Raw genomic sequence first — 14,152 nt, forward strand, 5'->3', positions numbered from 1 at the left:
ATAGTATACCTCTTTTCATTTTAAGAATATTTTCTTTTGTGTATATAATTATTAATAATGGTTTATAAATAAAATGTAATGAATAAAAATATAATCATTAGTAGCGTTTTTAAATTGACTAGGTTTGATTTATGTTATATAATTAATATATAACAAGAGAACAAATGTTTGTAGATAAATGAAGGGATGGTATAGAGATGAGTGTAGATCAAGAAAAATTAAAAGCGTTGAATGAAGCTTTAGGTAAAATTGAAAAAGATTTTGGTAAAGGTTCAGTAATGAAATTGGGAGAAGCAACGTCTATGTCTATAGATGTTATATCAACAGGAGCAATTGGTTTAGATATAGCTATTGGTATAGGAGGTCTACCTAGAGGGAGAATAGTTGAAGTATATGGACCAGAATCTTCTGGTAAAACTACTGTCGCACTTAGTTGTGTAGCATCAGCTCAAAAAGAGGGCGGAATAGCCGCATTTATAGATGCAGAACATGCACTTGACCCAGTATATGCAAAAGCATTGGGTGTGGATGTTGATAACCTAATAATATCTCAACCAGATACAGGTGAACAAGCTTTAGAAATAGCAGAGGCATTAATAAGAAGTGGAGCGATAGATATAATAGTAATAGACTCAGTAGCAGCATTAGTTCCAAAAGCTGAAATAGATGGAGATATGGGTGATTCTCATGTAGGTTTACAAGCTAGACTTATGTCTCAAGCACTTAGAAAGTTAACTGGTTCAATCAAAAAATCAAATTGTGTTGCTATATTTATAAACCAGTTAAGAGAGAAAGTAGGAATAATGTTTGGAAATCCAGAAACTACTACTGGAGGACGTGCACTAAAGTTTTACTCATCAGTTAGACTGGATGTTAGAAAAATAGATACAATAAAACAAGGTGACAAAGTCATAGGAAGTAGAACGAGAGTCAAAGTTGTTAAAAACAAAGTAGCACCACCATTTAAACAAGCTGAATTTGATATAATGTATGGAGAGGGTATTTCAAAAATTGGAGACCTTCTGGATATAGCTGCTGATGTAGATATAGTTAAAAAATCAGGTTCATGGTATAGTTACAATGATACTAAACTTGGACAAGGAAGAGAAAATGTTAAAAAATTCTTGGAAGATAATTTAGATTTAACTAATGAAATAGACGAGAAAGTTAGAACATTTTACAACTTAACTGGAGAAAGTGAAGAATCAAGTAACTCAGTATCAAAAGAAATTGTAGAAGAAGAAGTAAAAATACAAAAAAATAACTAGTAATTAAAGACATGCCACGCTCCCTATTAGCTTGACACAATGTTGAAAAAATTATAAAATTAAGTGAGGATAAAATATCTAAATTTAATTTTAATTATTAGGAATATTTTTTAATCATAGTGATGACATTTTGGGATTATTAACGAAGGAGGTGGATGTCATAGATAGTGTAGTAATTATTGTAATAGGTGCAGCTGTTGGTATTATAGCTGGATATTTTGTTAGAAAGAATATATCTGAAGCAAAACTTGGACAAGCTGAAAACTTGGCCAAAGAAATAATAGATAAAGCACACCACGACTCAGAAACAGTACAAAAAGAAAAATTATTAGAAGCTAAAGAAGAGATCCATAAGTGGAGAACAGAAGCTGAAAGAGAAAACAGAGAAAGAAGAACAGAAGTACAAAAGTATGAAAAAAGAGTAGTACAAAAAGAAGAAGTCTTAGATAGAAAATTACAAAATTTAGAATCTAAAGAATTAAACCTAAGTGAAAAATTAAAGGTAGTTGAAAAGAAAGAAGAAGAAGTTGAAGTAATAAAATCTCAGCAATTGGAAAAATTAGAAAGTATATCAGGAATTACTTCTGATAAGGCTAAAGAAATAATTTTAACAAATGCAGAGAGAGATGTAAGACGTGAAATGTCTATAATGATAAAAGAGATAGAAAGTCAAGCTAAAGAAGAAGCTGATAAGAAATCAAGAGAAATTATAGGATATGCAATTCAAAAATGTGCAGCAGATCACGTAGCTGAAACTACTGTAACAGTAGTAAACTTACCTAATGATGAAATGAAAGGTAGAATAATTGGTAGAGAAGGTAGAAATATAAGGACTTTAGAAACTTTAACAGGTATAGACCTTATAATAGATGACACTCCAGAAGCTGTAATTTTATCAGGCTTTGATCCAATAAGAAGAGAGATTGCAAGGATTGCTCTAGAAAAACTAATAGCAGATGGAAGAATACATCCAGCTAGAATTGAAGAAATGGTTGAAAAGGCAAGAAAAGAAGTTGACAATATTATAAAAGAATATGGTGAACAAGCTGCATTTGAAACTAGTGTACATGGAATTCATCCAGAACTAATAAGATTATTAGGTAGACTTAACTATAGAACTAGTTATGGACAAAATGTTCTTAAACACTCTATAGAAGTTGCTCATATAGCTGGCATAATGGCTGCTGAAATAGGAGCAGATATTAGATTAGCAAAAAGAGCAGGCTTATTACATGATATAGGTAAGGCTGTAGACCATGAAATGGAAGGTACGCATGTTGAAATAGGTATGGATTTACTTAGACGTTATAAAGAGTCTAAAGAAGTTATACATGCAATGAGTACTCATCATGGAGATTACGAGCCTCAGACTGTAGAAGCTGTATTAGTTACAGCAGCAGATGCAATATCAGCTGCTAGACCTGGTGCTAGAAGAGAAACTTTAGAAGCTTATATCAAGAGACTTGAAAAGCTAGAGGAAATAGCTAATTCATATGAAGGTGTAGAAAAATCATTTGCTATACAAGCTGGTAGAGAAATCAGAATAATGGTAAAACCAGAGGCTATAAATGATGAAGAAATACACTTATTAGCTAGAGATATGACTAAGAAAATAGAGGATGAACTTGAGTATCCTGGACAAATAAAAGTAAGTATAATAAGAGAAACAAGAGCTATAGAGTATGCAAAGTAAAAGAAATAATATCTAAATAATAATAAAAATATTTTTAAAAATTTAGATTTGCCACAAGATATGATAATATATCTTGTGGCTTTTTAATTGAAAAAACTAATTTACCATTATATGGAATTAATATAATGAAAAAAAATATTGATTATAAAGCATTGATAAAATAAATTTTTATATATGTATTGTTTATATAATTATTTGAGTTTGTTTGATATAATGAAGGGATAAAATAATATATTATATTTAAATAAATGTTTTTAAATTATATAATTTTATCATATATTTAAATATATAATAAAATTAGTATGTATTTTATGGAGGAAGCTATTGTGGGAAAGAAAACATTTAGGTGTAATACATTTTATTTACCAATAATATTAACTTTGTCAGTGATATTACTACTTATTTGTGCTTCAAGAGCAGATAATAATTCAAATTTTAAAAGTAATCTTACTCCTGTTTCATTTATTGGAGAGTATCAAATACCTAAATCAATGGAATTTAAACCTTTTATTGATGTAGACTCACTTAAGAATATAAGAAAAGAGTCTATTTATTTACGTGGTCATTTTAGTAGAGATATTCCAGTAGGGCAAACTCTTTTATTACATATCAGTCACTTGAACGTTAATATTCGTGTATCCGATAAGGAAGTATTTTCTACTGATAGAATAAATTCAAGTAATACACTGACTAGGTCTACAGGGCATCTGTGGACAGGATTCAAATCAAGTGGCATATCAACCAATGAGTTAGTAGAAATAACCATACAACGAGTGTACTCTAGTGGTAGAGCATTACAATTAGTATGTTTTTTTGATTAAAAAATAGCTACACACACTTGTGACTTTAGTCATGAGTTAGTAGCTAAAGTAGTCAGCGTATAGGGAAACTTATATGTAGAGATAGGAGAGAACCTATCCAATACTACTTGAATTGCTGGAAACCCCTAAAGCTAACCAAACTAAAACATAAGGATGAAATAAACCTAAGTGTGAAAGTTACGAAAGTAGAAAAAATTGGTTAGATGGTATAAGGTTAAACCCTAAGTACTTTAAAATGGGCAATCAGCAGGTAAACTCCGAATAGGAGAAACTTCAACGACTATTCCTCTTGAGGGAAGTACACTACAAGCTATCGGTAGTGGAAGTGGGTAGACCTTAACGGATAATGCCGAAGGATAAGATATAGTCTGTGCTTGCATGAAAGTGTAAGAAGTTCATAAGAGAACTGCATAGGTAGTAGCGAACTTATGTGAACGACAACCTCAAAAATGATAAAAGTTAGGACTTACGGTTCTTAAATATGTTATTTAAAAATAAATATAAAAACCTTCCAAATAATTGTTTTAAATAATTACGTTTGTTAATATTATAATGGGTGATGAAAAATAGAAGTTACTCGGATATGTATATTAATAATCATAAAAAACAATTAAAGTGAGGTGATAGTAGTGGAAAAAGCTTATAAGTTTAGAATGTATCCAAATAAAAAACAGCAAGAGTTAATTAACAAAACTTTTGGATGTTGTAGATTTGTATATAATAAGTATCTTGCTAAAAAAATAGAAGTTTATGAAAACAATAAAGAAACTTTTACTTATAAACAGTGTAGTTCTGATTTGACCAACTTAAAAAAAGAATTAAAGTGGCTTAAAGAACCTGACAAATTTTCACTACAAAACACCTTAAAAGATTTAGAAAACGCATATAAAAAATTCTTTAAAGAAAATACAGGATTTCCTAAATTTAAATCAAAGAAAACTAATAGATTTTCATATAGAACTAACTTTACAAATGGAAATATTATGCACCTTGGTCAATATATAAAATTACCTAAACTTGGTATGGTTAAAGTAAGGGATAAACAAGTACCTCAAGGGAGAATACTTAATGCTACTATATCCAAAGAACCAAGTGGTAAATATTATGTATCATTATGTTGTACTGATATAGACATTGAAGCATTTGAAAATACTAATAATCAGATAGGTTTAGATTTAGGAATTAAAGAATTTTGTATCTCAAGTTGTGGACAATTTATAGAAAATCCTAAGTATCTTAAGAAGTCATTAAACAAACTTGCAAAATTACAAAGAGAACTATCGAGAAAAACAATTGGTAGTTTAAATAGAAATAAAGCAAGGTTAAAAGTTGCAAGACTTCAAGAACATATAGCTAATCAAAGGAAGGATTTTCTACAAAAACTATCTACTAAATTAATACGAGAGAATGATATTATTTGCATAGAAGATTTACAAGTAAAGAATATGACTAGAAATCGTAAATTATCTCGCTTAATTTCTGATGTGTCATGGTCAGAATTTATTCGTCAATTAGAATATAAGGCTAATTGGTATGGTAGACAAATTGTAAAGGTAGGTAAATTCTTTGCAAGTTCACAAATATGCAATAAATGTGGGTATAAAAACGAGGAAATGAAGAATTTAAGTATAAGAGAATGGATTTGTCCTTGTTGTAATGAAACTCATGATAGAGATATAAATGCAAGTATAAATATATTAAAAGAAGGATTAAGACTAATAACAGTTTAAAATAGATAACGTATGTAAGAACCGTAGGAACTACGGGGATAGCCTGTGGAGAATTAGTAAGACATATTTTAGTATGCAAAATTCTATGAAGCAGGAACCCTGTGACTTTAGTCATGGGAGGTTCAGGAAATGCAGATTGGTTCTAAAGGAGACTTAATTGTTAGCGTGCTTCATGAAAACAAGCTTGGTCTTATGTTCACTATGTTAACAATATCTTTTGGACTATTTGGTTTAATTGCAAGTATTATTTTATTTTTTTTGAAAAGTGACCTAACACGTCAGATTTTTTTATTATCATGGTTTGCTATAGCTGGAGGAATTTGGTGTCTAGCAGATTTTAATGTGCTAACCTTTATCATTCAATCTCCAACTCTGGTTAGTATTTTGGAGTTACTGACACAATTTTTTCTTCCTACTTTCTACATTCTCTATCTAGCTACTTACTTAACTGGATGGAGATTGAAAGTTATAAATATAGGTGCATATGGGCTAATGACTAGCATATTACTTTGTGTTATTCTCCAAGTATTACGAATATATGATTTACATGAATTCCTTATAGTGCAAAATATGATTTGTATTTTAATTGTACTACTTGGTATAGGATGTCTAGTTATAGAAATTGTATTACATAGAGATATTGATGCCAAAATAGCACTGTTTGAATACTTACCAGTAGTTATTGGTGGTATTATGGAAATAGTAAACTATTATACTATATATATTCAAGATTTACCTTTTTTTTGTGTAGGTTTTTTAACTACTATTGTATTTCAAATTGGACATATTATGTTTTCTATAAAAAGAAAAGAGAAACTTCAAAAGAAATTGGAGAATGAATTGATGGAAAATCGGATTTCTATAATGCTTAGTCAAATACAACCACATTTTTTGTATAATGCACTTAATACTATTCAGTATTTGTGTAAACATGATTCTAATAGGGCATGTGAAGCAATAGAGAAATTTTCTTCTTATCTCCGTGGAAATATGGATTCTCTTACACAAAAAAAATTAATTCCATTTGATAAGGAATTATCTCATTTAAAAAATTATTTATGTATAGAGTTATTACGTTTTGGAGAGCGTATAAAAATTAAGTATGAACTCCTTGCTACAGATTTTTCTATTCCTGTTCTCACCATACAACCAATTGTTGAAAATGCAATACGACATGGCATTACAAAGAAGAAAGAAGGAGGAACAATCGTAGTATCAACTTTAAAAGACAAAGAAAATATTTATATTATTATAAAAGATGATGGGGTAGGATTTAAAGCACTCGAAAAAATGAATGATGGAAAAAGTCATGTTGGGATTAAAAATGTAAAAAGGCGATTAAAGACACAGTGTAATGGAAGTTTAACTATAGAAAGTTGTATAGGAAAAGGGACAATAGTGACAATAATCATACCTATTGGAAAGGAGTCAATTTATGAATATAATTGTTGTAGATGATGAGCCAATTGCTCTTAAGAATATGAATGAAAAGTTGGAAAATATTTCTGGGATTGAAGGAATTACTCTTTTTGATGAACCTCAATCTGCATTAGATTACTTAAAAGAACATCATGTAGATATTGCATTTCTTGATATTGAGATGTATGGCATGAATGGGTTAGAGTTTGCACTACTAGCTAAAGATATTTTGCCAAATATAAATATTATATTTGTAACTGGTTACTCAGAATATGCAGTAGATGCTTTTTCAATACATGCTAGTGGCTATCTTCTTAAGCCTGTAACAGTAGAAAGAATAAAGAAAGAAATAGAAAATTTACGTACACCCATTACTTTGAAATCAAAAAATAGTGTTTTTATTCATACATTTGGCAATTTTGAGGTATTTGTAGATAAAAAACCCTTAATATTTACTAGAGCAAAATCAAAAGAATTACTTGCTTATTTAGTAGATAGAAAAGGAGCAAGTGCAACTATAGCTGAAATAGCAGCAGTACTTTGGGAAGATAAGGAATATAACCGCTCGTTACAAAATCAAACACAAACAGTAATATCAAATATGATGAAAACTATGAAAGATGCAAAGATTGAACATATAATAATTAAAAAATGGAATAGTATAGCAGTAGATATTACAGAATTTGAATGCGATTATTACAATATGTTGAGATGGGATATGATGGCAGTTAATACATATGCTGGAGAGTATATGACAAATTATAGTTGGGCAGAACTGACTACAGGAATGTTATATCAAAAAACTTTTAATCAGTGTTATTGTGAAAGATAAATAATTTATTGTGAAAAAATATAAATCTTTTTAGAATTTTAATTTTAATGATGTGCTTTAGATGTGCTTTATCTATTATATTAATATATATTGATAATAAAACTCATATAATTCATTTATATTAGTAGAATGATTTGAGTGTTTTAACATATATTTTTAGATGATGTATCTGTATATTACTGTTGTTTTAGAAAAAGTAATAGATTAATATAAAAAATTTAAAGTTTTAAAGAGTTTACTACTTGAAATAATTATATTTAAAGAAGGTGAAAATACAATGAAGCCAAAATGAGGGTTAAAGAGGGAAGATATTATGAAAAAAAATACACTTTTACATACAAATGCTATTGTTTGTATTATTATTACTCTTGGTTTTGTAGCTACTTCTGTAATTGGCTACCAATCTAATACCAATATTTTTAAAAATGATATTGAGCATGTATCTACATTGGCCGCTGAAGGTATTTATTATCAGATAGATAAACTCCTTTCAGAACCTATAAATGTATCTCTTACCATGGCAAATGATAGCTTACTGAAAAACTTTTTAGATGGAGAGAAAGAACATATAAATGATGAGGAATTTATTTATAAGTTACAAGATTACTTAAATGCATACAGAAATAAATACTCATATGATTCTGTTTTTCTAGTATCAACCAAAACGAATAATTATTATCATTTTAATGGGCTTGATAGAAATCTTAGTGTTAAGAATTCAGAAAATCAATGGTATTATAATTTCTTAAAGAATAATGATGAATATTCATTAAATGTTGATAATGATGAAGCAAGTAATAACAGTATTACAGTATTTGTAAACTGTAAGATAAAAGATGATGATGGGTCAACTATGGGAATTATAGGCGTTGGATTAAAGGTTAATTCATTACAAAGCTTGCTTAAAGAATATGATGACAAATTTGATGTTGTAGCATGTTTAATTGATGATAAAGGCGTTGTACAATTAACATCAGACAAAACTGGTTATGAGCATATAAATTTCTTTGAAAATTCTAGTAGTGATTTATCTGATTCAAAAAACTTAATATTAAACAATAAAAAAGAGCAAAGGAGTTTTTGGCATTCATCTGCAAAATCAAAAACTTACATTGTATATCAATATATACCCAGTTTAAAATGGCACCTTGTTTTAGAAAATGATTTGACTATAATGAGTAAGCAACTTCAAACACAATTTCTAAAAGGAATTGCAGTTATAATTTTGATTATAATATTTGTGCTTTTTACAATTACACGTGTCCTTAAGAAGTATAAAAGTCAAATTATGAAGCTTAGTGTTTCACAGAAATTAGAATATCAAAAGATGCTAAGTCAATCTACTGACGAACTTTATGAAAATATTTTTGAGATTGATGTTACTAATAATAGAGCTGGCTGTGAAGATTCAAATAGATATTTTCATGAGTTTGGTTTAGGGCTTGATACACCATATGATGAAGCACTACATACAATTGCTAAAGAACAAATCAAAGAAGAGTATGCACAGGATTACTTAGATACATTCTTACCAGAAAATGTTATTAAGTGTTATAATAGCGGAATTAATAATATGAGCTATGATTTTTTAATTAAGACCGATGAGAAAAATTATCACTGGATTAGAATTAATGCACGAATTTTCTTTTGGACATCAGATGAATCTGTTCGTATGATATCTTATCGTAAAAATATAGACGAAGAGAAAAATAGAGAATTGTTGCTCCTTGAACGTTCACAACGCGATTCTCTTACTGGACTTTACAATAAGGGTGTAATAGAAGAATTTATTAGCTCATTTTTAGAAAACAAAAATAATCAAGATTCAGAACATGTTTTTCTAATATTTGATATTGATGATTTTAAAAATGTAAATGATAAGTATGGCCATGCATTTGGAGATTTTGTTATAAGTGAGTTTGCATTGGAATTGAAATCTCAATTTCGTGAGGATGATATTGTAGGTCGTATTGGTGGAGATGAGTTTGTAGTATTGATAAAAAACTTTAGCACTAATAACTATGTACTTATAGAGAAATTAGAGCGTTTTTGCTCTAAAATTAATCAAAAAAGATTTGCTGGGCACATGGATTTTTCTATTACATGTAGTATTGGTGTAGCAATGTATCCTGAACATGGTTATGTATATTCTGAGTTATATGAAAAAGCAGACCAAGCACTTTATTATGCAAAAAGTCATGGGAAAAATTCTTATCATGTATTCTCAGATGATTCTATTGATAGTATGTCATTTCACATAGACCCTAGAGATGTAAAGGTATTATTAGAAATGGCTACTGATGGTGTTGTCAAATTTGCATGCATGGAAAATTTAAAATTACTTTATTTTAATCAAAAGATGCTTGAATTCACTGGATATTCTGCACAATCTGTTTCATCTAAAGACTTTAATGTTCTTTCACCAGTATTACAAGATGATTTGCAAATAGTAATCGATACATTGGAAGAAGCAATTTCTAAAAGAGAAACTTTTGAAGTAGTTTTCCGTTTTTGCCATACAGATGGTCATATTTTTCCTGTAAGAATGCAAGGTAAGTTTGTGAACGAGTTATATCAAAATCGTTATCCTGTTTTTTATGCGATTTATACAGATATATCAAGTCTTAATCTTATATCAGAAGATAAAAATTGAATATCACAGTAAAATATAAAATTTAATATAATAGTAGCCATATGTAACTACTATAAATAAAACCTGCTAATAAAATAGATTGTTTTTTAGCAGGTTCTTAAATTTTTTATGCTAAACTTCTGTGTTCATAGACGATAAAATTAGCTATTTTAAAGATTTTACCTATTATTTTAAAAATTAATTATGAAATTTATCAATTTGTTATTTACAAAAAATATTTTATAACAATAAATATTTATATTTATTGTAGATTTTCTTTAATAGTTTTGTATTTATTTGTATTTATTTTGAATTTATTTACTAAATTTGCCTATAAAAAGTATATATAAAAATATAGTTCAAAATGGTATAATTAAGTATAACAGAAGGAGGTAATGTAAGTGAGCCAATACATAAATATAAACTCTCAGTTAGACGCCCTAAAATTGAAGGAATTCGAGAAACTATTTTACGAAGATATCAATGAGGACGTTAAAGTAGTGCCAAAAGTTACTCCTTTTAAAGGAATAAATACTGATTTGTTGTATGTTAAAGATGGAAAAATTTTATTTATAAAATTTATGGATACAACAGAAGATATATTTTTTATTTTGGAAGAAGAGTTACTTGAAGTTATGAATGAGGAATATGAGCTTTTGAAACTAAAAATGGGACAAAAGAATAGAAATATAAGCTATAATTACGTTTACATTATGCCATATGTTGAAGTAGAAGAAGCATATGAGTTTGGAGAATTTGTTAATAATAATATAATAGATAAAAATAAGCTTCAGGATATAATGAATAAAGGTTCACTAGAGGAATATCTTAGTGAAAAAAATGATGAAATAAATTTAAATTTATTTTTATTAGATATATGTTCAGAGTACTATATAATAAATGATAAACTACATCTAAATGAAAAATTTAAAAAGATTTCTTTCTATAATGATGACTATAAGTATACAGCAACTATGATGGAAGAGGTTCAAATTAAAGATGCTATTTCTATTAAATACGGGAATACACTTATTGAAGGTGGTTCCGGTATAGGAAAGACAGCAATTATGCTTTCAAGAGCTATAAAACTAGCGAAAGTATATCCACATCATAAATTAATCATATTTACACATACAAAGCAATTATGCAATGAGCTTCGAGAAAGAATAGAGCTATTGTATAAAGATAATAATAATTTAGAAGTCCATACATTTAGTTCTTTTATATTTAAACTCGCTAAAAAATACAACCTAATTGTAGACTATAACATGTTAAAAAATGATTATGAAAAAACTTTTAATAATCTAGTAAAACAAGCACAGAACATTATAAAAAATAAAAATATGTTCAAAGCTATTTTTGTTGATGAAGCAGAAAGCTTTTTAGATTATGAGATAGATTTTATAAGAGAGTTTTTATATAAAACAAAATTTATATTTAATGTATGTTCTTGTAATTCTTTGAATATCTCTAATAGATTAAATATATTTAAAACCTTATATAGCAGTATAGAGTTTGATGATAAGATTATTCTAAGTAAAAATTATAGACAAGCCAAAGAGATTGTCGATTTTACGAATAAATTTTCAAATAATTCTAACTCATATATTAATGAATTAAGGCCAAGTACAAAGTTTAATACTTTTTTTAATACTGAAGCACTTAGAAGTGGTAATAAGTCTGTTGATATAATAAAGGTAAGTGACCTTGATGACCAAATAAGTTCTGTAATATGGGAAATTGAGTACTTAATAAGTAAAAAAGGTCTTGATTATTCTGAAGTTGCTATTGTATATCCTTACAATAAGAAAAAATTAAAAAGTGGAAAAACTATTTACTTCCAATACATGCTAAAAAAAGCATTGGAAGAAGCAAAAATTCCTTATATATGTGCAGAAGATAACCTAACAAATATAAGTAAGAAGGTAGGAACTACAATAGCAAATATATATTCTATAAAGAATTTAGAATATAAAGCAGTGATAATATGTGAGTTAGAAATGTTATATAATCAAACTATAAATGATACAGAGCAAGATTACCAAGTAAATGACTTTGTAGGAGATTTGAATAAGGTTTATTTAGCTATGAGTAGAGCAACTGATTATTTAAGCATAGTAACGACTTTTAATGAAGATGCAAGTGATATAATAAGAATTATCACAGAATCAAAAGAGAGCTAGTAAAAGAATGTATTTTTTATATAAGTAAATTAAAAGAGACTGAGATGTGTAAAATGAATTTTACCAATCCAGTCTCTTATTTTTCTAATCTACTTTTCCAATATTATCAAAAGGTAATAGTCTTACCATAACCTTACCAAGAATTTCATCCTCATCAACCATACCTACATCAGGAAATCTACTGTCATTACTGTTTTCTCTATTATCTCCCATTGCAAATAGCTTACCTTTTGGAACAACTGTATCTATATCTCCAGAAGTATAATTATTGTGTATATATGGTTCATTTAATAATTTTCCATTTACATATACCTTGGAGTTTGATATTTTTATACTGTCACCTTCAGTAGCTATAACTCTTTTTATTAAGTCTTTTTTCTTTCCTGTATCTCCATCAACTAAATTGGTTTTAAAAACAACAATATCACCTTTCTCAGGTTTACCAACCTTGTAAGATATTCTATTTAAGATTAGATAGTCTTTATCGTCTAAAGTGGGATACATTGATTCTCCACTGACGATAGAAGGTCTTATAAATTGTAGAATTACAAATGCAAGTACAATAGCCATAGCTATTGACTTAGCCCAATCAAATATTTCTTTTTTAACACTCATAACTTTTCTCCTTATCATTTGTCTTTAAATTAAAATAAATTAGAATAGAAAGAAATAAGCAAGAACAATTATACCCAAGACTATTCTATAATAACCAAATACTTTGAAGTCATGTTTTTTGATATAGTCCATAAAAAATTTAATAACTACAATTGAAACAATAAATGCTACTACAGAACCAACACCTAAAATAAGCCATTCAAATCCACTAAATCCAAATCCAGCTTTTAGAAGCTTCAATGCACTAGCTCCAAGCATTGTAGGGATAGCTAAGAAGAATGAAAATTCTGCTGCTACATATCTAGAAGCACCAAGCAACACTGCACCTATTATAGTTGAACCAGATCTAGATGTACCTGGTATAAGAGCTAGACATTGGAATAATCCTATACAAAGAGCTAACTTATATGTAACTTGCGAAAAATCTTTATACTTAGGTCTTTTATTTCTCTTTTCAAGCCCTATCATTATTATACCATACACAATAAGAGCAATAGCAACTACTGTTGAATTGAAGAATAATCTATCTATATCGTCTTCAAACAGTATTCCAATAACTCCAGATGGTATAACTGCAATTATAACCTTAAGCCATAAGCGAACTGTTTCTTTTTTCTGTTTAATATTCTTTGAGCTATCAAAAGGGTTTAACTTTTTAAAAAATATAACAAGTACCGCTAATATTGAACCAAATTGAATTACAACCAAAAATGTACTTATAAATGTATCTGAAAAATTCAATTTTATAAACTCATCAACTAATATCATATGCCCTGTACTACTTACTGGTAGCCATTCTGTGATTCCTTGAACTATTCCTAAAATGACTGCCTTAAAAACTTCAAGCAAACTAAATGTTTCCAAACCAAAATACCTCCAATACAAATTTATAGTAGCATATTTTATTCAGATTTTAACAAAAAAATGCCACCTTTTACTAACTTATAATACCATAGTAC

General features: G+C 28.3%; 10 protein-coding genes. 8 read left to right on the forward strand and 2 right to left on the reverse strand.

The window, feature by feature from the left end:
- Positions 1-197 precede the first annotated feature (197 nt).
- The 8 genes from recA (at position 198) to ACTG45_RS06885 (ending at position 12,578) form a co-directional block, all read left to right on the forward strand.
- Positions 198-1,268: a recombinase RecA gene (gene recA / locus ACTG45_RS06850; protein ID WP_021384069.1), complete on the forward strand. Its 1,071-nt coding sequence runs from the start codon at positions 198-200 to the stop codon at positions 1,266-1,268.
- Between the two features lie 151 nt (positions 1,269-1,419).
- Entirely contained in the window at positions 1,420-2,961 is a 1,542-nt protein-coding gene (gene rny, locus ACTG45_RS06855; RefSeq protein ID WP_021384070.1) for a ribonuclease Y, read from the forward strand.
- Positions 2,962-3,287: 326 nt separating this feature from the next.
- Positions 3,288-3,782, forward strand: a complete 495-nt coding sequence (locus tag ACTG45_RS06860) for a hypothetical protein (RefSeq protein ID WP_021384068.1) — start codon at positions 3,288-3,290, stop codon at positions 3,780-3,782.
- A gap of 620 nt (positions 3,783-4,402) precedes the next feature.
- Positions 4,403-5,512, forward strand: a complete 1,110-nt coding sequence (gene tnpB, locus ACTG45_RS06865; protein ID WP_479920046.1) for an IS200/IS605 family element RNA-guided endonuclease TnpB — start codon at positions 4,403-4,405, stop codon at positions 5,510-5,512.
- Positions 5,513-5,641: 129 nt separating this feature from the next.
- Positions 5,642-6,970 carry a sensor histidine kinase gene (locus tag ACTG45_RS06870; RefSeq protein ID WP_021384086.1) on the forward strand — a complete coding sequence of 443 codons (1,329 nt, stop codon included), beginning with the start codon at positions 5,642-5,644 and terminating at the stop codon, positions 6,968-6,970.
- Positions 6,948-7,763, forward strand: coding sequence for a response regulator (locus tag ACTG45_RS06875; RefSeq protein WP_021384108.1), 816 nt, complete (start codon positions 6,948-6,950; stop codon positions 7,761-7,763). The genes ACTG45_RS06870 and ACTG45_RS06875 overlap by 23 nt, the downstream gene beginning before the upstream one ends.
- A gap of 313 nt (positions 7,764-8,076) precedes the next feature.
- On the forward strand, positions 8,077-10,416 hold the full coding sequence (locus tag ACTG45_RS06880; RefSeq protein WP_021384073.1) for a sensor domain-containing diguanylate cyclase: 2,340 nt from the start codon (positions 8,077-8,079) through the stop codon (positions 10,414-10,416).
- Between the two features lie 380 nt (positions 10,417-10,796).
- A complete protein-coding gene (locus tag ACTG45_RS06885; protein ID WP_044213098.1) occupies positions 10,797-12,578 on the forward strand; it encodes a UvrD-helicase domain-containing protein in 1,782 nt (593 codons plus the stop codon).
- Positions 12,579-12,662: 84 nt separating this feature from the next.
- Here the strand turns inward: ACTG45_RS06885 and lepB are convergent, their stop codons facing one another.
- Together lepB and ACTG45_RS06895 are read right to left on the reverse strand one after the other, a co-directional pair.
- On the reverse strand, positions 12,663-13,193 hold the full coding sequence (gene lepB, locus ACTG45_RS06890; protein WP_021384074.1) for a signal peptidase I: 531 nt from the start codon (positions 13,191-13,193) through the stop codon (positions 12,663-12,665).
- A 39-nt stretch (positions 13,194-13,232) separates the two neighbouring features.
- Positions 13,233-14,057: an undecaprenyl-diphosphate phosphatase gene (locus ACTG45_RS06895; protein ID WP_044213099.1), complete on the reverse strand. Its 825-nt coding sequence runs from the start codon at positions 14,055-14,057 to the stop codon at positions 13,233-13,235.
- Positions 14,058-14,152: the final 95 nt, after the last annotated feature.

It is taken from the genome of Clostridioides sp. LIBA-7602 (assembly GCF_056688945.1).

Coding starts and splice junctions, on each gene's coding strand:
- recA (WP_021384069.1), top strand. CDS start 198: ATGAGTGTAGATCAAGAAAAATTAAAAGCGTTGAATGAAGCTTTAGGT.
- ACTG45_RS06870 (WP_021384086.1), top strand. CDS start 5,642: ATGCAGATTGGTTCTAAAGGAGACTTAATTGTTAGCGTGCTTCATGAA.
- ACTG45_RS06875 (WP_021384108.1), top strand. CDS start 6,948: ATGAATATAATTGTTGTAGATGATGAGCCAATTGCTCTTAAGAATATG.
- ACTG45_RS06880 (WP_021384073.1), top strand. CDS start 8,077: ATGAAAAAAAATACACTTTTACATACAAATGCTATTGTTTGTATTATT.
- lepB (WP_021384074.1), bottom strand. CDS start 13,193: ATGAGTGTTAAAAAAGAAATATTTGATTGGGCTAAGTCAATAGCTATG.